General features: G+C 69.6%; 19 protein-coding genes. 9 read left to right on the plus strand and 10 right to left on the minus strand.

Going from position 1 to position 21,653, the window contains the following annotated elements:
* Positions 1 to 19: 19 nt before the first annotated feature.
* The 4 genes from IU459_RS07985 to msrB all read left to right on the plus strand — a co-directional run bounded on the left by IU459_RS07985 (position 20) and on the right by msrB (position 4,235).
* Positions 20 to 781: a pyrimidine reductase family protein gene (locus tag IU459_RS07985; protein WP_195128815.1), complete on the plus strand. Its 762-nt coding sequence runs from the start codon at positions 20 to 22 to the stop codon at positions 779 to 781.
* Between the two features lie 31 nt (positions 782 to 812).
* On the plus strand, positions 813 to 2,369 hold the full coding sequence (locus IU459_RS07990; RefSeq protein ID WP_195128816.1) for an alpha/beta hydrolase: 1,557 nt from the start codon (positions 813 to 815) through the stop codon (positions 2,367 to 2,369).
* A gap of 82 nt (positions 2,370 to 2,451) precedes the next feature.
* The gene (locus IU459_RS07995) at positions 2,452 to 3,795 is read left to right on the plus strand and encodes a glycosyltransferase family 87 protein (RefSeq protein WP_324198789.1); all 1,344 of its coding nucleotides are present in this window, start codon (positions 2,452 to 2,454) and stop codon (positions 3,793 to 3,795) included.
* Positions 3,792 to 4,235: a peptide-methionine (R)-S-oxide reductase MsrB gene (gene msrB / locus IU459_RS08000; RefSeq protein WP_195128818.1), complete on the plus strand. Its 444-nt coding sequence runs from the start codon at positions 3,792 to 3,794 to the stop codon at positions 4,233 to 4,235. The genes IU459_RS07995 and msrB overlap by 4 nt, the downstream gene beginning before the upstream one ends.
* Before the next feature lie 206 nt (positions 4,236 to 4,441).
* On the opposite strand, the gene hemQ is transcribed toward msrB, so the two are convergent.
* From hemQ to hemE, 5 genes are all read right to left on the minus strand, one after another.
* A complete protein-coding gene (gene hemQ, locus IU459_RS08005; protein ID WP_195128819.1) occupies positions 4,442 to 5,137 on the minus strand; it encodes a hydrogen peroxide-dependent heme synthase in 696 nt (231 codons plus the stop codon).
* Positions 5,138 to 5,141: 4 nt separating this feature from the next.
* Complete coding sequence (locus tag IU459_RS08010) at positions 5,142 to 6,386, minus strand: globin domain-containing protein (protein WP_195128820.1); 1,245 nt, start codon at positions 6,384 to 6,386, stop codon at positions 5,142 to 5,144.
* Positions 6,383 to 6,856 carry an RrF2 family transcriptional regulator gene (locus IU459_RS08015; RefSeq protein ID WP_195128883.1) on the minus strand — a complete coding sequence of 158 codons (474 nt, stop codon included), beginning with the start codon at positions 6,854 to 6,856 and terminating at the stop codon, positions 6,383 to 6,385. The genes IU459_RS08010 and IU459_RS08015 overlap by 4 nt, the downstream gene beginning before the upstream one ends.
* Positions 6,857 to 7,115: 259 nt before the next feature.
* Positions 7,116 to 8,456, minus strand: a complete 1,341-nt coding sequence (locus IU459_RS08020) for a protoporphyrinogen oxidase (protein WP_195128821.1) — start codon at positions 8,454 to 8,456, stop codon at positions 7,116 to 7,118.
* 110 nt (positions 8,457 to 8,566) lie between these two features.
* Complete coding sequence (gene hemE, locus IU459_RS08025; RefSeq protein ID WP_228837535.1) at positions 8,567 to 9,622, minus strand: uroporphyrinogen decarboxylase; 1,056 nt, start codon at positions 9,620 to 9,622, stop codon at positions 8,567 to 8,569.
* 236 nt (positions 9,623 to 9,858) lie between these two features.
* Between hemE and IU459_RS08030 the strand changes: the two genes are divergently transcribed.
* Positions 9,859 to 10,497, plus strand: a complete 639-nt coding sequence (locus tag IU459_RS08030) for a DUF3000 domain-containing protein (RefSeq protein WP_083889492.1) — start codon at positions 9,859 to 9,861, stop codon at positions 10,495 to 10,497.
* A 133-nt stretch (positions 10,498 to 10,630) separates the two neighbouring features.
* Complete coding sequence (locus IU459_RS08035) at positions 10,631 to 11,965, plus strand: HRDC domain-containing protein (RefSeq protein WP_195128822.1); 1,335 nt, start codon at positions 10,631 to 10,633, stop codon at positions 11,963 to 11,965.
* Here the strand turns inward: IU459_RS08035 and dxs are convergent.
* Complete coding sequence (gene dxs, locus IU459_RS08040; RefSeq protein ID WP_195128823.1) at positions 11,906 to 13,804, minus strand: 1-deoxy-D-xylulose-5-phosphate synthase; 1,899 nt, start codon at positions 13,802 to 13,804, stop codon at positions 11,906 to 11,908. The two genes, IU459_RS08035 and dxs, sit on opposite strands and share 60 nt — an antisense overlap.
* Before the next feature lie 158 nt (positions 13,805 to 13,962).
* On the opposite strand from dxs, the gene glsA reads away from it, so the two are divergent.
* Together glsA and IU459_RS08050 are read left to right on the plus strand one after the other, a co-directional pair.
* A complete protein-coding gene (gene glsA / locus IU459_RS08045; protein WP_195128824.1) occupies positions 13,963 to 15,825 on the plus strand; it encodes a glutaminase A in 1,863 nt (620 codons plus the stop codon).
* A 73-nt stretch (positions 15,826 to 15,898) separates the two neighbouring features.
* A complete protein-coding gene (locus IU459_RS08050) occupies positions 15,899 to 16,573 on the plus strand; it encodes an SIMPL domain-containing protein (protein WP_195128825.1) in 675 nt (224 codons plus the stop codon).
* Positions 16,574 to 16,665: 92 nt separating this feature from the next.
* Here IU459_RS08050 and IU459_RS08055 read toward each other — a convergent pair whose 3' ends face one another.
* From IU459_RS08055 to IU459_RS08070, 4 genes are read right to left on the minus strand one after another with little or no spacing between them, the layout of a single operon-like run.
* The gene (locus IU459_RS08055; protein WP_324198790.1) at positions 16,666 to 17,019 is read right to left on the minus strand and encodes a glyoxalase; all 354 of its coding nucleotides are present in this window, start codon (positions 17,017 to 17,019) and stop codon (positions 16,666 to 16,668) included.
* Between the two features lie 42 nt (positions 17,020 to 17,061).
* Positions 17,062 to 17,358 (minus strand): DUF1330 domain-containing protein, encoded by a 297-nt coding sequence (locus IU459_RS08060; protein ID WP_195128826.1) that lies wholly within the window; start codon positions 17,356 to 17,358, stop codon positions 17,062 to 17,064.
* Positions 17,359 to 17,414: 56 nt separating this feature from the next.
* Positions 17,415 to 18,821 carry a class I SAM-dependent RNA methyltransferase gene (locus IU459_RS08065; protein ID WP_195128827.1) on the minus strand — a complete coding sequence of 469 codons (1,407 nt, stop codon included), beginning with the start codon at positions 18,819 to 18,821 and terminating at the stop codon, positions 17,415 to 17,417.
* A 19-nt stretch (positions 18,822 to 18,840) separates the two neighbouring features.
* Positions 18,841 to 20,826 (minus strand): APC family permease, encoded by a 1,986-nt coding sequence (locus IU459_RS08070; protein WP_195128828.1) that lies wholly within the window; start codon positions 20,824 to 20,826, stop codon positions 18,841 to 18,843.
* A 161-nt stretch (positions 20,827 to 20,987) separates the two neighbouring features.
* Between IU459_RS08070 and IU459_RS08075 the strand changes: the two genes are divergently transcribed.
* Positions 20,988 to 21,653 carry a potassium channel family protein gene (locus IU459_RS08075; protein WP_195128829.1) on the plus strand — a complete coding sequence of 222 codons (666 nt, stop codon included), beginning with the start codon at positions 20,988 to 20,990 and terminating at the stop codon, positions 21,651 to 21,653.

A 21,653-nucleotide genomic window follows, 5' to 3' on the forward strand; every position in this document is an offset into this window, starting at 1 on the left:
CGTGGTGTGATCTAGTTTCATGCAGCGTAGCCACAATGCGATCCAGCTCACAGGATTGAGTCCGGACGACCTCGCGCAGTTGTACGCCTTCCCGCCCCAGCTCGACGCGCCTTGGGTGCGCGCCAATTTCGTCTCCAGCATCGACGGCGCCGCGACCAGCGGGAACCTCTCCGAGGGGCTCGGCACGCCCGCCGACAAGGCGGTGTTCCTGCTGCTGCGCGAGCTGGCCGACGTGATCGTGGTCGGCGCGGGCACCGCACGCGCGGAGAACTACGGCGGAGCGCGCACCGATCCCGGGCGCCGCCGCGCCTTCCACGACAGCGGCATCGGCGGCCATCCCGACGGCGCGCCGCCGCCGATCGCGGTGGTCACCGCCAGCGCGGTACTCCAGCCGGACGCGCGGCTGCTCACCGACACCCGGGTGCCGCCGCTGATCATCACGACGACCGCCGCACCCGCCGACCGCAAACAGCGACTGGCCGACGCAGGGGCCGAGGTGATCGAAGCGGGCGACATCGCGGTGACACCGCACGGCCTGCTGCGCGCACTCCGTGCGCGCGGCCTGCTGCGCGTGCTGACCGAGGGCGGCCCGCAATTGTTCGGGGAACTGCTCGCCGCCGACGTGGTCGACGAGCTCTGCCTCACCACCGCGCCGCTGCTGGTCGGCGGCGCGGCGCGACGAATCTCGCTGTCCGCACACGAGTTCCGCACTCGTATGACGCGCGCGCACGTACTGCTCGACGACGACGGCACGATACTCACCCGGTGGGCCCGTCGATGAAACAGGCGCCGGAACCTGGCAGGCTGTAGCAATGCGCTGGACTCGGGCCGCCGTGCTTGCCGCCACCCTCTCGATCGTCACCGCCGGTTGCGGCGCGGGGCCGTCGGATCGTCCCGGTGTCGCAGTGCAGCGCCCGCCCGTCGCGGGCAACGCCACGACCTCCGCCGCGCCGCAGGCGCCGCCGAACGCCGAGCTGCCCAAGACCGACCTCAGCTGGCGCGAGTGCACCCAGCCGACCTTGGACCAGCTCGGGCTCGGCCCCGCGCCTGCCGGGCTGGTGCTCGACTGCGCCGAATTCTCGACTCCCATCGACGTGGGCGGCGCGGTGCTCGGCAACTTCCGCGCAGGGGCGATGCGGGCCCGTCTGGCGCAGACTCCGGCCGACGTGCCGCCGCTGGTGCTGACCTCCGGCTCGGACCGGTCCTCGGCCGCCACCCTCGCCGGGCTCGCCGCGGGTCCGGCCGCCGCCTTGCTGGCCGCCCGCCCGATCGTCGCGGTGGACCGGCGCGGTATCGGCAGCTCGCAGCCGATCGACTGCCTGCCGCCGGAGGTCCGCCGCGGCTTCGCCGACAACGCCCAGTTCGCCCCAGGCTCCGGTGATCCGGTAGCCAGGATGACCACCCTGAGCCAGGAAGGCACTATCGCCTGCCGCGACTTCCTGCAGCCCTACGAAGGCACGTTCGACGCACCGCACGCCGCCGACGACATCGAGCAGTTGCGCAAGCAATGGCAGGTCGAGCACATCACGCTGCTCGGAACGGGCAGCGGCGCCAAGGTCGCCCTCAGCTATGCCCGCAGGTACGGCCCGCACCTCGCCCGGCTGGTGCTCGACTCCCCCGAACCGGTCGGCACGGACGCGGTCACCCGCGCGGAGCAGGCCGTGCAGGGCGCCGAGGCCGCGCTGACCGCCTTCGCGCAGCGCTGCGTCGGCGTCGGCTGCTCGCTGGGCGCCGACCCGCGCGCGGCGATCACCGATCTGGTGAACCGGGCCGGCTCCGGCGGGCTCGGCGACATCTCGGCGAACGCGGTGCTCACCGCGCTGTCGGGCTTTCTCGGCAGCCCGCGCGCCGACCAGGCCAACCGGATCGGTGAGCTGTCGGATGCGCTCGCCGCGGCCGGCCGCGGCGACCGGGGGCCGCTGAGCAACGTGATCGCGCGCGAGTCGGCCGCGACCGAGAGCGATGGACAGTTCGTCAACCGGTGCACCGACACCCAGCAGCCGCCTACTCCGGGCAAAGCCACCGAGCTCGCGGGGGTCTGGGGAGGCAAGTATCCGGTCTTCGGCAAAGCGGCCGCCATCGCGCTGATGGAATGCGTGGCCTGGCCCGTGTCGACCGCGCCGCCGATGCCGGAGAAGCTCGACATCCCGGTGCTCGTACTCGGCGCGGTCGCGGATCCGGTGGTCGGCAACGGCGGTCAGTCGTCGGTGACCGGCGCGCTGGGAGCGGCGGGCGCCCGGCACGCGGCGCTCACCTGGCAAGGCTTCGGCCATCCGGTGTCGACTCACTCCAGCTGCGCGCAGCGGGCGCTGCTCGACTACCTGCACGACGGCAAACTCCCCGCTGACGGCACCGCCTGCCCAGCCTGAACAGTGCTCGCGGAGCCGCTCGAGCGGTGCGTTGGACCGGTCCCGGCAACCACCGGTAACCGATCCGGTGTACCGTGCCCCAGTGTTCCTTCGACAGCTCGAGCCCCGGACCGCTCGTACCACCGCCGAGGTGATCAAGTTCGCACTCTGGCCGCTTGCGGTCATGACCGTGCTGAACCGGGTCTTCATCAAGGCTGTCAACGGCTTCATCACCGATGACTACAAGCCGGTCTACCAGGCTTCACTCGACTTCCTGAACGGCAGGCCGGTCTACACCGCGAACTTCGACTCCGTCGACCCGCACTACCTGTACCCGCCGAGCGGCACCCTGCTCATCGCGCCGATCGCCGCCATCGACTACGAGAAGTCGCGCTGGCTGTTCATCGCGCTGAACGCGATCGCGATCCTCATCGCGTGGTACCTGCTGCTGCGTCTGTTCCGGTACACGCTGAACTCGGTGGCCGCGCCCGCGCTGCTGCTGGCGATGTTCACGTCCGAGACCGTGATCAACACGCTGGTGTTCACCAACGTCAACGGCTGCGTGCTGCTTGCGGAGCTGGTCTTCATCCATCTGCTGCTGCAACGGCGAGATCTGTGGGCGGGCGCGGCGCTCGGGCTGAGTATCGCGGTGAAGCCGACGCTGGCCCCCTTGCTATTGATCGCGCTGGTACGAGGGCAGTGGAAGGTGTTCGTCACGGCCCTCGGAGTGCCGGTGGTGCTGACCGCGATCGCCTGGCCGCTGTCGAAGGACCCGGAGAAGTTCTTCACCCGTACCTTCCCGTACCTCTTCGAATCCCGCGACTACTTCAACAGCGCGATCGTGGGCAACGGCGAGTACTACGGCCTGCCGCCGTGGCTCACCTGGGGCATGCGCGTGGTGCTCGGCGTGCTGGTGCTGCTGTCGCTGTGGCTGCTGTACCGCTACTACCGCGAGGACGAGTTGTTCTTCGTCTGCACGTCCTCGGGCGTGCTGCTGACGGCATCGTTCCTGCTCAGCTCGCTCGGGCAGATGTACTACTCGATGATGCTGTTCCCGTTCCTGATGACGGTGGTGCTGCGCAATTCGGTGCTGCGCAACTGGCCTGCCTGGCTGGCGATCTTCGGGTTCATGAGCTACGACAAGTGGCTGTCGGACCGCTGGCAGCACATCGGGCGCAATCTGGAGTATCTGCGCATCACCTTCGGCTGGGGTCTGCTGCTGATCGTCGTGTTCTGCGTCCTGGGCGACCGTTATCTGGCCGCGCGGCGGGAAGGCCGGCTGCCGTTCGGGATCGATCCCGCGTGGATGCGTTCCGCCCCGGACCCGCGCGGCGACGAGCCGCAGCAGGCCCTTCCCGCGGCCGACGCCGCCTTCGCGGCGGAACCACCCAGGCCACAGAACGGTTCGGCGCCGGCGGAGCAGAATCGTATTAGCGTGGAGCCATGAGTTCCGAAGCCGACACGTCCATGCCCGCACCGCGGATCCAGCTTTCGCCGCAGGAATGGCGGTCGAAGCTGAATCCGGAGGAGTTCGCGGTGCTGCGCGAGGCCGCCACCGAACGCCCGTTCACCGGCGAGTACACCGACACGAAGACCGAAGGGGTTTACCTCTGCCGGGCCTGCGGCGCGGAACTGTTCCGCAGCACGGAGAAGTTCGACTCGCACTGCGGCTGGCCGTCCTTCTTCGATCCGGCGGCGTCCGACGCGGTGATCCTGCGCTCGGACGACTCGCTCGGCATGCACCGGGTCGAAGTGCTGTGCGCGACCTGCCACAGCCACCTCGGCCACGTGTTCGAGGGCGAGGGGTACAACACGCCCACCGACAAGCGCTACTGCATCAACTCCATCGCCCTGCGACTGCACCCCTCGGACAGCGCAGCGGAGTAACAGCCCGACGCTGTCCGGAAGAGTACAGATCCACCCATCACCGCGCATGCCCCGAAATCCCGGGGCAAGCGCGGTGCCGGAATGACAGGTCGCCCGCCTCGAGGGCTTCCAGCAACGCGACACGCATTTCGGCGTATGCCGCCGCTCCGTCCGCGAGGTGCCGTACGCCTGCCGGGTTCGCGCGATAGCAGGGCCGGCGGGCAGAGTCAGGGCAGAGCGGCGATCAGCTTCTCGATCTCCACCCTGGGCCCGGTGAAGAACGGGATCTCCTCGCGCACATGCCGCCTGGCGTCGGTGGCCCGCAGATCGCGCATCAAATCGACGATGCGGTGCAATTCCGGCGCCTCGAAAGCGAGAATCCACTCGTAATCGCCGAGCGCGAACGAGCTGACCGTGTTGGCCCGCACGTCCGGGTAACCGCGCGCGGCCTTACCGTGTTCGGCCAGCATCGTGCGGCGCTCGTCGTCGGGCAGGAGATACCACTCGTAGGAGCGGACGAACGGATACACGCAGATGTAGGCGCCCGGCTCCTCCCCGGCGAGGAAGGCCGGGATGTGACTCTTGTTGAACTCGGCGGGCCGGTGCAGCGCCGCGTTGCTCCACACCGGCGCGCTGGCCCGGCCGAGTTCGGTGGTGCGGCGGAAATCCGCGTACGCCGCTTGCAGGTCCTCGACGCGTTCGGCGTGCGTCCAGATCATGAAGTCGGCGTCGGCACGCATCCCGGCGACGTCGTAGACACCGCGCACCACCACGTCGCGCTCGGCCAGACCGTCGAAGAACGCCCTGGCCTCCTTGGTGGCGGCGTCCCTGTCCTCACCGAGCACTCCTGGCTGCACCTGGAAGACGGAGAACATCAGGTAGCGGATGGTGGAGTTGAGAGCCTGATAGTCGAGTCGCGCCATAGCCCTATCGTGCCACTCGCTCGGGAGCGCCCGCGTCGGCGGGCGTGAACTGCTCGATGTGGATCCGGTCGTCCGGAACGCCCGCGGCGCGCAGCTGGCGCTGGATGTCGCGCAGGAATCCGGGCGGCCCGCAGACATAGGCGTCCGCGTCGGCGGGCAGAGTGAGCGCCGAGAGATCCACCCGGCCGCGCCGGGCGCCGGGAGCCGGTTCCTCATACCAGATTTCGACGGTGCCCTGCTCGAGCCGGGCCGCGAGGTCGTGCAGCCGGTCGCACAGCGGGTGGGTCCGTGGTGCACGATCCGCGTGCACGACCAGGGTGCGGCGCCATGGGGCGTGGGCGGCGAGATATTCGAGGGCGCCGATCGTCGGGGTCACGCCGATGCCGCCGGAGATCAGAATCAGTGGCGTCGTCGCCGTGGTGTCGACGGCGACGTCACCGAACGGGAGCGTGATCTGCAGCGCGTCGCCGGGGTGCAGATTCTCGTGCAGCCAGGAGGACACCTCCCCTGCCGGGCAACCCTCGGCCGCCTCGACCCGCTTGACCGCGAACGACAGCGTGCCCTCACCGGGCAGGCCGACCAGGCTGTACTGGCGCAATTGGCGGGCACCGTCGGGTAGCCGCACGCCGACCGAAATGTACTGCCCCGGAACGAATCCCGGCAACTCCACGGCGGGATCGGCGGACTCGACGGTGAAGACCGCGACACCGGAGGGGTCGTCGGCGCGCGCCAGGACCCGCACGTCCCGGTACACGTCGCCGGAATCCACGCCGGCCTCGGCGTAGAGCCCCTTCTCCTGATCCATCAGGACGTCGGCCATCAACCAGTAGACCCGTTCCCAGGCCGCGGCGACCGGCGCGTCGACTACGTCGGCGCCCAGCACGTCGACGATGGCCGCGAACAGGTTGTCGTGCACGATCTGATACTGGTCGGACGTCACCCCCAGCGAAGCGTGCTTGTGCGCGATCCGCGACAGCATCGTCGCCGGGTGCGGCAGTGCCGGGTCGACCAAATACGTGGCGAACGTGGCGATGGACGCGGCGAGCGCCCGCTGCTGTGTGCCCTGCGCCTGATTGCCCCGGTTGAACGTGTCGCGGAGCAACTGCGGATGGGCGTCGAACATGGTCCGGTAGAACACGGCCGTGATGCGGTCGATATTCGCGGCCACCAGCGGCAGGGTCGCGCGAATCACATCGGCGTGGTGTGGCTCGAGTTCCGGTTCGCTGCGGACGATGCCGTCGGGGTTCATGAAACTTCCTCCCTCTCAGTGGAAACACTCGCCGGAGAGTGGGCGAGCAAGTGCAGCAACTCCGCGGTCGGTGAGGTGACCAAATCCTCTATCGAATAGCGGTCGAGCTCGGTATAGAACGCTTTCTTCGCGTCGGCGAGAATTCTGCGCAAGCGGCAGGCACCGAGCAATGGACACGGATGCGGTTGCGCACACGCCACGACCTCGCGGTCGCCTTCCAATTCCCGGATCAGTTCGCCTACCGACGCGGTACGTCCGGCCGCGGTGATGAACAACCCGCCGGACCGTCCCCGGTGTGCCTCCACCAAACCCAGGTCGACCAGCTGCGATATCGCCTTGGCGACATGACGCTCGGACGCGCCCACCTGCCGCGCGATCAGCTTGGTGGTGACCCGCGCGTCCGCCCCGTCGTTCACCGCGAGCCGCATGATGGTGCGCAATCCGATATCGGTGAAGGGCGAGAGCTGCATGCTGCTCACGCTACCGGTGTATTTCCTCGATTCCGCCCCTCGGAGGAGTGTGCTTAATTACGCCGATCCGTGCGTATTTTCCGCTTCCGCCTAGAATTGCCACGAATGCAATAGGGCACAACGGCAGCAAATATTGTTACACCACACACAATTCGTTCACCGGAAGATTGCACACCGCAGGCCGCGAACATTCTGTGACAGTCGACACGGCGGTTCGCAAGTACCCATTCACCGGTCGCTGACGGGCGACGCGGGAGTATCAGCGGGCGGCGATCCGCTGTGCGGCGGCGGTGCCGGAGGCCACGCAGGCGGGCACGCCGACGCCGTGTAGGTACGCACCGGCCACGGCTAGACCGTCGAGCGCCGCCACCTCGGCTTCGACGGCCGCGATGCGGGCCGGGTGGCCGGGCGCGTACTGGGCGAGGCCACCGGGCCAGCGCTGGACCACAGCCGCGGACGGGGCGATCGGGACGCCGGTAACCGTGGCCAGATCCTCGGCGGCGGCGGTGACGAGTTCTGCGTCCGGCCACGACAGCGCGGCGTCGTCCCCGAACTTGCCGAAAGACGCTCGCACAAGGGCGGTTTCGCGATGTGCGAGGTGCGGCCACTTGCGACTGGAGAGAGTGAACGCCTTGGCGCGCAACGGTTCTCCGGTAGCCACCAAGATGCCGGAGTTCTGCGGCAGCGCGGTCTCGCGCGGCACCGCGAGGGCGACGACCACCGACGAGGACAGCTCGACGCCGGCCAGCTCCGCGGCCGCGGCCGGGGCGACGCCACCCAGGAGCCGCGCGGTCACCGGTGCGGGAGTGGCCAGCACCACCGCGTCGACCGCGCCGATCGGGTCCACCACCCAGCCGCGCAGTCCCCTCGCCAGACGAGTCCCCGGTGTCGCGGTGACGAATTTCGCCTCCGACCGTGCGGCCAGCGCGTCGAGCAGCGTCCGGTAGCCGTCGCGGATTCCGCCGAAGACCGGCGCGTTCGACGGCGGCGGCAGCGCGGCGCGGACGGCCGTGGTGAGGCTGGGCGCGCCGTTGTCCAGGGCCGCGGCGAGCGTGGGCAGCGCGGCGCGTACGCCGATGGAGCGCGAGCTACCCGCGTAGACGCCGCCGAGCAGCGGATCGACGCTGCGTTCGGCGACCTGCGCGCCGAATCGGTCGGCGACCAGGCCGTAGACATCGGTGTCGGAGCCCGGTTCCCAGGTCAGCGGCCGTTCGGGTTCGGCGGCGATCCGCGCCAGCGTCGCGGCATCGACCAGCCCGCGCATCGACTCGGCGTTCGCCGGTATACCCATCAACGTGCCCTCCGGCAGCGGATGGGCGGCACCGCCCGACCACACCAGCGGCCGCAGCCCGGCGGGAATCACCAGCTGCGACTCGAGCCCGAGCTCACGCAGCAGCTCGGGCACCTCCGGCCGCCGCCCGACGAACGCTTCCGCTCCGAGATCCACGGGCTCCCCGGCCAATTCGCCGGTGTAGAGGATGCCACCGACCCGATCGGATCGATCGAGCACGAGCAGGTCGGCGTCCGGCCCGAGCAGGGTCCGCAGCCGATACGCGGCTACCAGCCCGCTGATTCCACCGCCGACCACCGCTATACGCATACCTCGACCGTATCGTGCTCCGCGCCCGCGCCCGCCGAACGGTTGGCGCGCTGTGCTGCGCCCCACATCCTCGAGCTACGACGAGCCCGCACCGCCCTACGTTCCGGGCCCTACAGTTCGTGGACGAGCTCCACCAAGGCGGTCAGCACGCCGGGGTCGGTGTCCGGGAGCACGCCGTGTCCCAGGTTGAAGATGTGCCCGGCGGCGCCCATCGTGATCGCCTCGTCCGCTTCGCGCACGATCCGGCGGGCCTGCGCCTCGATCGCCGCGGGTCCGGCGAACAGCACGGCGGGATCGAGATTGCCCTGCAACGCTTTTCCCGGTCCGACGCGGCGGACGGCGTCGGTCAGCGGCACCCGCCAGTCCACGCCGACCACGTCGGCGCCCGCCTCGCCCATGGCGCCCAGCAGTTCGCCGGTGCCGACACCGAAATGGATCCGCGGCACACCCGCGTCGGCGATCTCGGCGAACACCCGCTCCGAGTGCGGAAGCACGAAGGTGCGGTAGTCGGCCAGCGACAGCGCGCCCGCCCAGGAGTCGAACAGCTGCACCGCGTCGACACCCGCCGAGAGCTGAGCCTGCAGGAACGCGATGGTGATGTCGCTGAGCACGCCGAGCAGCGCGTGCCAGGTCTGCGGGTCGGCGTACATCATCGCCTTGGTGCGCTCGTGGTTCTTGCTGGGCCCGCCCTCGACCAGATAGGAAGCGAGGGTGAACGGCGCGCCCGCGAACCCGATCAGCGGCGTCTCGCCCAGCTCGTCGACCAGCATGCGCACGCCGTCGGTGACCGCGCCGACTTCCTCGGGACGCAGCCGGGGCAGCGCACGGACGTCGGCGACCGTCCGCACCGGTGCGGCGACCACCGGGCCGACGCCGGGCACGATGTCCAGATCGATGCCCGCCGCTTTGAGCGGAACGACGATGTCGGAGAACAAGATCGCCGCGTCGACCTTGTGCCTGCGGATCGGCTGCAGGGTGATCTCGCACACCAGTTCCGGATCGAAGCACGATTCGAGCATCCCGATGCCCGCCCGCAGGTCGCGGTATTCGGGCAGCGAGCGGCCGGCCTGGCGCATGAACCACACCGGGCGCCTGCTCGGCGTCGCGCCGGTGGCGGCGGCCAGGAACGGGGCATCGGTCAACCGGCGGCGGGTATGAGTGCTCATCACGGCTATCGTAAGCGGGCTCGGCGGGAGCAAGGGCCCCGGAGGGGGCAGCGTCTTACGAGCACCGCAGACGCTGGCAAACGAACACCTGGACCGATTCACGCATGTCCCAGCCCCGTCGGGTGCGAGTCTTACGAACACGCAGCGCCGCAGGCGCTGCAAATCAGACACAGCCGCGCCGCATACAGCGGCGCGCCTCCGACGGCGCCGTGTGCACAAGGTCTACCGTCGCATTCGTGACACCGCTCGACTTCCGCGACGGCGCCGCACCGACCGAAGGGCCCCAGGGCGAGCCTGCTCTATTCCGCGCCGCGGTCGATGCGATGGGCACCGCTACCGTGCATCCCCGGATCGAGCTCGCGCCAATCCGGCCGCCGCAACGACTCGCGCCGTACTCCTACGCCGTCGGCGCGGAGGTCAAGCACCCCGACGCCGCCGTGGTTCCGATCGATTCCGAAGGCGACGCGTTCGGCAGGTTGATCTTGCTGCACGACCCGAACGGCGACGACACCTGGCACGGCACCCTTCGTCTGGTCGCCTACATCCAGGCCGATATCGATGCCGCACTGGCCACCGACCCGCTGCTACCCGAGGTGGCATGGAGCTGGCTGGTGGACGCGCTGGAGTCGCGGGCCGAACCGTTCACCGCGCTCGGCGGTACGGTGACCTCGACCAGCTCGGTGCGCTACGGCGATATCGCGGGTCCGCCGCGCGCCCACCAGCTGGAGATACGCGCCTCCTGGACCCCGGTCACCACCGATATGCGGCCTCATCTGGAGGCATTCTGCGAAGTCCTGGCCTACGCGGCAGGCCTGCCCCCCGCAGGGGTGACCCAGCTGCAGATGCGGCCGGGCTTGCCCGGCGACCAACCGTGAGCACGTCCCTCGGGGAATGTGACCGCCAGGACCAGCGCATACCATGACCGGATGAGTCGCGGCCGCTCGATCCGGACATCGATGCGCCGATAGGACGGCGGCGCCTTCGAGTCGGCACGTAAAGTTCAACACCATGTCCGTACCACAAGAATCCGAACCCTCGGTCGCGACGCCCTTGCTCGCGCCTTCGGAGGGTGTGCCACCGGTACTGGACACCGCCGCCGAGATCAGCGTCGCCGCCGCCCGCCTCCTCGCGGGCACCGGACCGCTCGCCGTGGACGCCGAACGAGCCTCCGGCTTCCGGTACTCGGCACGCGCGTACCTGATCCAATTGCGCCGCGCCGGCGCAGGCACGTTCCTCATCGATCCGATCCCGCTCGCCGACGGCCTTGCCCCGCTGGCCGAGGCGATCAACGAACTCGAGTGGGTCCTGCATTCCGCGGACCAGGACTTGCCCGGTCTGGCCGAACTCGGCTTGCGACCGGCCCGGCTGTTCGACACCGAGCTGGGCGGACGGCTGGCCGGTTTCGAACGCGTCGGGCTCGCCGCGATGGTGGAGCGTCTGCTCGGCCGGGCGCTGCGCAAGGGGCATGGCGCGGCCGACTGGTCGACCCGGCCCCTGCCCGACGAATGGCTGAATTACGCCGCGCTCGACGTGGAACTGCTGCTGGAGCTGCGCGACGCGGTGGCCGACGCCCTCCAGGCGCAGGGCAAGACAGAATGGGCGGCACAGGAATTCGAGCACATTCGCACGCTGGATCCGCCCGCGCCGAAAGCCGAGCGCTGGCGGCGTACCTCGGGGATTCACACGCTGCGCCGGGCCAGGCAGCTGGCGGTGGTACGCGAGCTGTGGACCGCCAGGGACGTGCTGGCCCGCGCCCGCGATGTGGCGCCGGCCCGCATTCTCCCGGATGCCGCGATCATCGCCGCGGCCGCCGCGGAGCCGAAGTCGATCGCACAGTTGCGCACGTTGCCGGTGTTCGGTGGGCCACGGCAGCGCCGGTACTCCCGCGAATGGCTCGCCGCGATCGAGCGCGGCCGCACCCTCCCGGACAGCGAGCTGCCGCCGCTGACTCAGCCGTTCGACGGTCCGCCGCCGGTCAACCGCTGGGAGCGCCGCGACCCGGCCGCCGCCGCGCGCCTGCTCAGGGCGCGGGCCGCGATGGGCGAGCTGTCGGCCGAGCACGCGGTTCCGGTGGAGAATCTGCTCGCGCCGGATCTGGTGCGCCGACTGTGCTGGGACGGGCTGGCCGACTACGACGTGACCGAACTGTCCGCCTCGGTCGACGGATTCCTGAAGTCCGGCGGCGCCCGGCCCTGGCAGCGGGAGCTGGCGGTGCCACGACTGACGGCCGCATTGCCGCCATCGGATCGGCTCGTGTTTCCCGCGGGCTCGTCCGCCGTGGCGTCAGCGAGCGGCGAGCCACCCGCTGATGCGCCGGGCGATCTCGGGGGCGGTCAACCCTAGCTCCGCGTGCACTTCGCCGCGCGAAGCGTGGTCCAGGAACTGTTGCGGCACACCGAGATCGCGGGTCGGGATGTCCAGTCCGGAGTTACGCAGGCGGGCCGAGACCGTGGAGCCGATGCCGCCGTGTAGTCCGCCGTCCTCCAGCGTGACCACGAGCCGGTAGTTCTCGGCGAGCTTGAGCAGTGTGTCCGATACCGGCAGCACCCAGCGCGGGTCGATGACGGTGACCGAGACGCCTTCCGCGTCGAGCAGATTCGCCGCCTCCAGGGCTACGCCGGCGAACGAGCCGACGGCGATGAGCAGGACGTCGCCGTGCACCGCCTGCACCGAGCCGCCCTCCGGCTCCGCCATCCGCAGCACGTCCACGCCGTCGAGCCGCTCAACCGCCGAAATGTCTTCGGCGACACTCCCTTTCGGGAATCGCAGCGCGGTCGGACCGTCGTTGACGGCCAGCGCCTCGGCCAGTTCCTCGCGCAGCGTCGCGGCATCGCGTGGCGCGGCGACCCGGATGCCGGGAATGATGCCGAGCACCGACAGATCCCACATGCCGTTGTGGCTCGCGCCGTCGGAACCGGTGATGCCCGCGCGGTCCAGCACCACCGTCACCGGCTGCTTCAGCAGCGCCACGTCCATCAGCAGCTGGTCGAACGCGCGGTTGAGGAAGGTCGAGTAGATCGCGACCACCGGATGCATGCCGCCGAGCGCCAGGCCCGCCGCCGAAGCCATGGCGTGCTGTTCGGCGATGCCGACGTCGAACATCCGGTCCGGGAAACGCTCCCCGAACGCGGCGAGCCCGGTCGGCCCCGGCATCGCGGCGGTGATGGCCACGATGTCGGCGCGACGCTCGGCGTGCGCGATCAGTTCCTCGGAGAACACCGACGTCCAGCCCAGCGCCTTCGGGCCGCCCACCGGAGCGCCGGTCAGCGGGTCGATCGGGTCGCAAGCGTGCATCTGGTCGGCGACATGATTCTCGGCCGGCGCGTAGCCGCGGCCCTTCTGCGTCACGGCGTGCACCACGACCGGTCCGCCGAAGTCCTTCGCCCGGCGCAGCGCCGCCTCCAAGGCGGCGACGTCGTGGCCGTCGACCGGCCCTACGTACTTCAGGCCGAGATCGCTGAACAGTTCCTGCGGGCTTACCGCGTCCTTGATCCCGGCTTTCACCGCGTGCACCATCGAGTACGCCGATTCGCCCACCCGGGGGATGCTCTTCAGGATGCGCTTGCCCGCGTCCAGCGCGTGCTCGTAGGCGGGCTGGGTGCGCAGCGCGGTCAGCCGGTCGGCCAGGCCGCCGATGGTGGGCGCGTAGGAGCGGCCGTTGTCGTTGACCACGACGACCACCGGACGATCCGGAGCGGCGGCGATGTTGTTCAGCGCCTCCCAGCACATGCCGCCGGTGAGCGCGCCGTCGCCGACCACCGCGACCACGTGCCGGTCCTGCCCGCTGAGGGCGAACGCCTTCGCCAGCCCGTCCGCGTAGGACAACGCCGCCGAGGCGTGCGAGGACTCCACCCAGTCGTGCGCGCTTTCGGCCCGGCTCGGGTAGCCGGACAGGCCGCCCTGCTTGCGCAGCGAATCGAACTGCTCCTTGCGACCGGTCAGGATCTTGTGCACGTAGGCCTGGTGCCCGGTGTCGAAGATCACCGGGTCGGCCGGCGAGTCGAAGATCCGGTGCAGCGCGATGGTGAGCTCGACCACACCGAGGTTGGGGCCGAGGTGCCCACCGGTCGCGGCGACCTTGCGCACCAGGAACTCGCGGATCTCCTCCGCCAGCTCGCGCAACTGCGGCACCGTCAGCCGGCGCAGATCTTCGGGCGAGTCGACCCGGGAAAGCACTCCCACCTGAACTAGCTCCCTCCGGATAGCGCATCTGATCCGATCAGTCTACGGAGCGGCGAATGGCACGCCCGCACGAGAACCATCACACCGACCGGCATCGCGCCGGAATGTGAGCTCGGCCGCACCGCCCGGACATACGGTACCCGGCCTAGAGTGGCAGGGTGGCCCAGCCCGAGCAAGCAGTCTCGCGGACCGTCGAACCCGGCGTCGTGGCGCGGATCCTCGACGAGGTCTACCGGCGGTGCCGCGGGGAAGATTCCGGAGCACTGGCCGACTACATCCCGGAACTGGCTGCGGTGCAGCCGGATTCGTTCGGCATATGCCTGGCCACTGCCGATGGCCGGATATACGGCGCGGGGGACGTCGAGACCGGATTCACCATCCAGTCCATCTCCAAGCCGTTCACCTACGCGCTCGCGCTGGCCGACCGGGGCCCCGACGCGGTCGCCGAGCGCATCGACGTGGAGCCGTCCGGGGAGCCGTTCAACGAGATCAGCTTGGATCCGGTGACGGCGCGACCGCGCAACCCGATGATCAACGCGGGCGCGATCACCGCAGCCTCGTTGATCGGCGGGCACGATCCGGTCGATCGTTTCGAGCGCGTCCGGCGCTGCTACTCCGGCTTCGCCGGACGCGAGCTGGCAATGAACGACGCGGTCTACGCCTCCGAGGCGCGCACCGGATACCGCAACCGCGCGATCGGCTACATGCTGCGCTCGTTCGGCGTCATCGATTCCGACCCCGACGAGGCGGTCGACCGCTATTTCCGGCAGTGCTCGATCACCGTGACCTGCCATGATCTGGCGCTGATGGCCGCAACCCTGGCCAATAACGGGCTCAATCCGGCGACCGGGGAACGGGCGATCTCGCCGGCGCTGACCGAGCACGTGCTCAGCGTGATGACCACCTGCGGTATGTACAACGCGGCCGGTGACTGGGTCACCACGGTCGGGTTGCCCGCCAAAAGCGGAGTCGGCGGCGGGATCGTGGCGGTTCTGCCCGGACAGATCGGGATCGCGGTGTACTCCCCCCGTTTGGACGAGCACGGCAACAGCGTGCGCGGGGTGGCCGCCTGCCGCGAGCTGTCGCGACGATTGGAACTGCACTTCCTGCACGTCACGCGGGCGGCGCGGGCCGCGATCCGGGCCGCGTACTCGGTGGCCGAGGTGCCCTCGCGATTGCGCCGTCCCACCGAGGAGATCGCCGTGCTGGCCGAGCACGGACACCGCGCGCGGGTGTACGAACTGCACGGCGACCTGTTGTTCTCCGGCGCGGAGCGCGCGGTGCGGACCATCGAGGCGCACGCCGGTGAGTTGGAGGCCTTGGTGGTGGATCTGCGCCGGGTCGGCGAGGTGAGCACGATCGCGGTGCGGATGATCGATGGTTTGCAGCGCGAGTTGTCCTCGAGCGGCGTGCGGGTGGCGCTGGTCGACCCCGACGCGCGGATCGCGGATGCCGTCTCCGGTCTGCCTCCTGACGACGACCGACGGGTATTCCTCGATCGCGACACCGCGACCGAATGGTGTGAGGACATCGTGCTCGACAACCATCGGCCCGCCGACGAACCACTGTGCGGGCCGATCGCGATCGAGAATCATCCGGTGCTCGCGGGGCTCACCGACGACGAACGATCTCGTCTGGCCGAACAGTTCCGGGTACGCACCATCGCGCGAGGTGAGGTGATCGCCGAGCGCGGCAGCGCGCGCTCGGGCCTGTATCTGGTTCTCGACGGGCGGGTGCGCCTCATATTCGAAGGGACCGACGGGCGCACGCATCGGTTGCTGAGTCTGTCGCCGGGAATGTCGTTCGGTGAGATTCCGATGCTGGTCGGCACGCCGTTCGGGAGCGAGGCGCGGGCGGAGACCGGAGTGCGGGTCGCGGTGCTGAGCCCCGAACGGTTCGATCGGCTCACCTCGCGGGCGCCGGAGATCAAGCTCGCACTGCTCGAAAGGCTCGCCACCGGGGCTTTCGCACAGATCGACGCGGCAGTGCGGGCGATCGCTGCACGAGGGGGCGATTACTGATCCGTGCGGCGGGCGGGATCGCGCCGCTCGAGGGTGGCAGGCCGGACCGATACCGATCATCGAGGAGAATTTTGTGAGCGAGAAGTCCGATTCGGAAGCAGGCACCGTCACGACCTTCGGGCACGGGACCGCCCGCGCCACCCCGGACCTGATGCGGGTGACCATCTCCGTGGAATCGCGGGCGAGCAAAGTCGCGCTCGCCTACCGCCAGGCCGGTGAGCGCGTGGCCGCGGTCACGCGGGCGCTGCGGTCCGATGGCGTCGACGGCGCCGACATCGCCACCAGCGGTCTGTCGGTGCAGACCGAGACGGTATGGATCGAGGGCCAGGGCAACCGGGTCACCGGATACCTCGCCGGCACGTCGTTGACCGTGGCGTTGCGCGATATCGGGGACAACGCCGATCCCGGACCCGCCACGATCATCGCCGACTGCGTCGAGGCGGGCGGCGACGACGTCCGCCTCGGCGGCCTGACCCTCACCTTCGCCGACCAGGAGTCCCTGCTCACCCAGGCGCGCGACGCCGCGTGGGAGAACGCGCTCGCCAAGGCCGAGCAGTACGCCAGGCGCGCGCAGCGCACCCTCGGCAACGTCCTCGAGATCACCGAGAACGCCGCCTCCGCACCGCCGGCCCCGCGCGTGCAGAGCGTCTCCGCCCCGATGGAGATCTACCGCGCCGCCGCGGTCCCGGTCGAACTGGGCGAGAGCGAGATCTCCGCGGTCATTCGCATCACCTGGCAACTCGACTGACGCCACACCGATCGACGTAGAGGCCGCAGGCGCGGCGCTCGCGCGACGAGCCGAGCCGGGCGAGCCGTCTGCGCACGACTCGCCCGGCGTGATCAATCCGCCAGGAATTCGAGCCGATTACCGACCGCGTCATAGGTGTGAAACCGCCGCCGCCCCGGAATCTCCGCCGGATCGGCCCATGCCACCTGATATCCCGCGGCTGAAACCGCCGCGGCGACAGCGTCGATGTCCACGACGAACGCAGGATGCGCTTTGACGGCGGGACGGAAGTCGGCTTCGACCCCGACGTGTAGTTCGCCGTCCGGGCCACCTCGGCCGGGGACGCGGAACCAGCAACCGCCCCGGGCGGCCAACAGCGGCGGCTTCGGGAGTTCGGACCATCCGAGCACGCCGGTGTAGAAGTCCCGCTGCCGGTCCTCCGCGCCCGCGGGGCAACACGGTTGCACGTGATGGATCAGCAGCTCATCGCGCCAGCGATGTCCGGCTGGTCACGAGTGACCGAGGCCGTGTACCAGCAGGCTCACCGTGTCGGCTCCGGCGTGACGATCCTTCGAGATCTCCTGATACTCCGGAGATTCGGCCCAGGCGCGGAAGGACGGCTCGTCGGGGAACGACATCAGGACCACCTTCTCGCGGTCGGTGGCGCCCTCGACGACCTGCGGGGATTCGTCGGCGGCCAGCACGGTGCCGGAGTAGCGGACGAAGACGTCGAGGAATCGTGCCTGGTAGCGATCGTAGGCGGCGCGATCGGTGAACTTCAGTTGCGCAATTACATACACGGTCATGCCTGTGACTCTAATTGCATCCGGCCGCGTCGAGTAGCCCTGCTGTGGACCGTCCCTCAATGCTCAAGCAGCGCAAGGCATTCGACGTGGTGCGTCGCCGGGAACGCGTCGAACGCGCGCAGATCGGCGAGCCGGTAGCCCGCCGCCTGGTACAACCCGAGGTCGCGGGCGAACGCCGCCGGGTCGCATCCGACGTGGACGATCCGCGCCGGTCCGCTGGCCGTGACCGGGCCGACCACCTCCTTGCCCGCACCAGCGCGCGGCGGATCGAGCACCACCATGTCCGGCGCTGCCGCGCCGACATGCTCCACCACCCAGCGCTCCACCCGCTGGGTGCGCAACTCCACCCAGGGCAGATCGCGCAGCGCCGCGGCACCGTCCGCGACCGCGGATCGCGCGGATTCCACCCCGAGCACCACGCCGGTCCGGCCGACCTGCTCGGCTAGGCGCGCGGCGAAAACACCCGCACCGCTGTAGAGATCCCAGGCCCGCCCGCCGGGGCCGAGTCCCGACCACTCCGCGACCAGATCCGAATATCGTTGCGCCGCGCCCCGGTGCGCCTGCCAGAAACCGGTCGCCGCGATCTCCCACCGACGGCCCGCCACGTACTCGACCGCGCGGCCACTGCCCGCGAACACCCATTCCTCACGTGCCGCGTGCACGGCAGCCCGCCGCGCGGAGGCGTCGCGCCGTTCGTCGCGCCGGGTGAGCCCCGCTGCCTCGCCGCCTCGCCGATCGGAGCCGCGCCGGTCACCGCGGCGATCGCGGCCGTGCGGCCGGTCACGCCGCCTGGAGCCGTCCCGCCGGTCGCTGCCGCCTGGGCCACGCCGGTCGCCGCGGCTGCCGACTCCCGGCTCCGCCGCGGGCGCCAGCTCGACGATGTGCCGGATGCCGTCGCCGTCCACCGCGATCACCAGATCGGCTCCCGGCGTCCAATGCCTATCCGCGATACCCTCCAGCGCCCCCGCGACGGGTTGCGGGCATCGCAGATCCGCGATCACGTCGGTGCTGCGATATCGGTGCACGCCGGCACGGCCCCGTTCGTCCACCGCGAGCCGCACCCGGGTGCGCCACCCGCCGATTGTCTCGCCGGACTCGATCGGCTCCACCAGCACCTCGCGCTCGATCCCGGCCACCCGGCGCAGTTGTTCGGCCACCACCGTGGCTTTCAGCGCGCGCTGGGCCGACGGCGTGGCGAAGGAGAAATCACAACATCCGGCGCCACCCGGACCGGATACCGGGCAGGTTGGGGCCACCCGGTCCGGTGACGCCTCGAGCACCTCGACGGCGTCGGCCCGGCAGTACGAGCCGCCCCGGTCCTCGGTGACCCGGGCCCGCACCAGTTCACCGGGCAGCCCGTGCCGGACGAACATCACACGCCCCTCGTGCCGTGCGACACAGAAGCCGCCGTGCCCCGGCGGCCCGAGCCGCACCTCGAACGTGCTTGTCCGCCAATCACTCATCCGGAATGCTCCATGGACGTCATGTCCGATCCTCGTACCCGCGCCGCACCGCGCCAGGGGCGTTCACCACCCCGGGTACCCGCGCCCGCGCGGACGAACTCAGCTGCCACGGCACACTGGTCACCATCACACCCGGCTCGAACAGCAACCTGCCCTTCAGCCGCAGCGCGCTCTGGTTGTGCAGCACCTGCTCCCACCAGTGGCCGACCACGTACTCGGGGATGAACACCGTCACCACGTCGCGCGGGGCGTCCTTGCGTATCCGCTTGACGTAGTCGAGCACCGGCTTGGTGATCTCCCGGTACGGCGATTCGATCACCTTCAGCGGCACCGTGATGTCGCTGTTCTCCCACTCCCGCACCAGCGCCCTGGTATCGGCCTCGTCCACGTTCACCGTCACCGCCTCCAATGTGTCGGGGCGGGTGGCGCGGGCATAGGCCAGTGCCCGGCGGGTGGGCAGGTGCAGCCGGGAGACCAGCACGATGGAGTGCGAGCGGCTGGGCAGCACGCCGTCCCACTCGTGCTCGTCCAGCTCACGCGCGACCGAGTCGTAGTGCCTGCGAATCATCTTCATGACCACGAAGATCGCGACCATGGTGAAGATGGCGATGTAGGCGCCGGCGAAGAACTTCGTGATCAGCACGATCACCAGCACCGCGCCGGTCGCGCTGAGACCGACCGCGTTGATCACGCGCGACCGCTTCATCCGCGCGCGCTGCCCCGGGTCGGTCTCGGTGCGCAGCAGACGCGTCCAGTGGCGCAGCATGCCGGTCTGGCTGAGCACGAACGAAACGAATACACCGACGATGTAGAGCTGGATCAGCTTGGTCACCTCGGCGCCGAACAGCACCACGAACGCGATGGCCGCGCCGGAGAGGAACAGGATGCCGTTGCTGAACGCCAGCCGGTCGCCTCTGGTGTGCAGCTGCCGGGGCAGGTAGCGATCCTGCGCCAGGATCGAGCCGAGCACCGGGAACCCGTTGAACGCGGTGTTCGCGGCGAGCACGAGGATCAGCGCGGTCACCGTGGTGATGAAGAAGAATCCGAGCGGGAAACCCTGGAACACGGTATCGGCGAGCTGGGCGATGAGCGTCTTCTGCTGGTAGTCGTCCGGTGCGCCGATCAGATCGGAGACATTGTGCGCGTAGACGATTCCGATCTTCTGGGCCAGGATGATCATGCCGAGGAACAGCACGATCGCGATGACCCCCAGCATCAGCAGCGTGGTGGCGGCATTGCGTGACTTGGGTTTGCGGAACGCGGGGACACCGTTGCTGATCGCCTCCACACCGGTCAGCGCGGCGCAGCCGGAGGAGAACGCGCGCGCGATGAGGAAGACGAACGCCAGGCCGTAGAGATGCTCGTGCTCGGCCAACTCGAAACCGGCCGATTCGGCGCGCAGGTCCTCGCCGAGCACGAAGATCCGGAACAGGCCCCAGCCGAGCATGACGAACATGCCCGCGATGAACGCGTAGGTCGGAATCGCGAAGGTGGTGCCCGATTCCCGCACCCCGCGCAGGTTCATCGCGGTGAGCGCGGCGATGGCCACGACCGCGAACAGCACCTTGTGGGTGGCGACGAACGGTATGGCCGAACCGATGTTGGACGCGGCCGAGGAAATCGACACCGCCACGGTGAGCACGTAGTCGACCAGCAGCGCGCTGCCGACGGTCAAACCCGCGGTGGGTCCGAGGTTGGTCGTGGCGACCTCGTAGTCGCCGCCCCCCGACGGGTAGGCGTGCACGTTCTGCCGGTAGCTGGCCACCACCACCGCCATCACGAAGGCGACCGCGAGGCCGACCCACGGTGCGTACAGGTACGCCGAGATGCCTGCGGCCGACAGAACGAGGAAGATTTCTTCGGGGGCGTAGGCGACCGACGACATGGCGTCGGAGGCGAATACCGGGAGCGCGATTCGCTTCGGCAGCAAGGTGTGACCGAGCGAGTCACTGCGGAAAGGCCTGCCCAGCAGCACTCGCTTCGCTGCCGTCGTCAACTTGGACACTGGAGCGAGCATAGGCCCCCGCACGGTGGATCGCGCGCGTGGCTCGCAGGTTTGCTCGGCGGCTGGAGGGGGAACGTGGCCGGTGGAATCATTCGACGGGTAGCGTTCGACCGAACGGCAGAGCAGACCGAACACCATGGTTCCAGGAACGAGGTTGCACGGTGTACGTAGTGATCATGGGGTGCGGGCGCGTCGGCTCCTCGCTCGCCCATGCCTTGGTCCGCATAGGTCACGAGGTCACCGTGATCGACCGGGACTCCAGTGCGTTTCTGCGCCTCGGCTCCGACTTCCCCGGCAATCGGGTGACCGGCGTCGGATTCGATCGAGATGTGCTGATCAGCGCCGGAATCGAACGGGCGGACGCGTTCGCGGCCGTCTCCTCAGGCGACAACTCCAACATCATCTCCGCGCGGGTCGCCAGGGAGATGTTCGGCGTGCAGCGCGTCGTCGCCCGGATCTACGACGCCAAACGCGCGGCCGTCTACGAGCGCCTCGGCATCCCGACCATCGCCACGGTGCCGTGGACCACCGACCGCTTCCTGCGCGCGCTCATCGGCGACTCCAGCACCACCACGTGGCGTGATCCCACCGGCACGGTTGCTGTGACTCAACTGACGCTGCACGAAGAGTGGTACGGCCGCACGGTCCGCGACCTGCAGCAGACCATCGCGGCGAGGGTCGCGTTCATCATCCGTTTCGGCCAGGGATTGCTGCCCGACAGCAAGACCATCGTCCAGGCCGACGACATCGTCTACGTGGCCGCGACATCCGGCACGGTGGGCGAGGCCGTCGCCCTGGCCGCGAAGCCCCCAGCGAGCGAGGACTGA

It is taken from the genome of Nocardia amamiensis (assembly GCF_015477605.1).
GTDB lineage: Bacteria > Actinomycetota > Actinomycetes > Mycobacteriales > Mycobacteriaceae > Nocardia > Nocardia amamiensis_A.

Excerpts from the sequence above, each read along its gene's own strand:
- msrB (WP_195128818.1), top strand. The coding sequence starts at position 3,792 with ATGAGTTCCGAAGCCGACACGTCCATGCCCGCACCGCGGATCCAGCTT.
- IU459_RS08010 (WP_195128820.1), bottom strand. The coding sequence starts at position 6,386 with ATGAACCCCGACGGCATCGTCCGCAGCGAACCGGAACTCGAGCCACAC.
- IU459_RS07985 (WP_195128815.1), top strand. The coding sequence starts at position 20 with ATGCAGCGTAGCCACAATGCGATCCAGCTCACAGGATTGAGTCCGGAC.
- IU459_RS08035 (WP_195128822.1), top strand. The coding sequence starts at position 10,631 with ATGTCCGTACCACAAGAATCCGAACCCTCGGTCGCGACGCCCTTGCTC.
- IU459_RS07990 (WP_195128816.1), top strand. The coding sequence starts at position 813 with ATGCGCTGGACTCGGGCCGCCGTGCTTGCCGCCACCCTCTCGATCGTC.
- IU459_RS08065 (WP_195128827.1), bottom strand. The coding sequence starts at position 18,821 with ATGAGTGATTGGCGGACAAGCACGTTCGAGGTGCGGCTCGGGCCGCCG.
- IU459_RS08015 (WP_195128883.1), bottom strand. The coding sequence starts at position 6,856 with ATGCAGCTCTCGCCCTTCACCGATATCGGATTGCGCACCATCATGCGG.
- IU459_RS08060 (WP_195128826.1), bottom strand. The coding sequence starts at position 17,358 with ATGACCGTGTATGTAATTGCGCAACTGAAGTTCACCGATCGCGCCGCC.
- hemQ (WP_195128819.1), bottom strand. The coding sequence starts at position 5,137 with ATGGCGCGACTCGACTATCAGGCTCTCAACTCCACCATCCGCTACCTG.
- hemE (WP_228837535.1), bottom strand. The coding sequence starts at position 9,622 with ATGAGCACTCATACCCGCCGCCGGTTGACCGATGCCCCGTTCCTGGCC.
- IU459_RS08020 (WP_195128821.1), bottom strand. The coding sequence starts at position 8,456 with ATGCGTATAGCGGTGGTCGGCGGTGGAATCAGCGGGCTGGTAGCCGCG.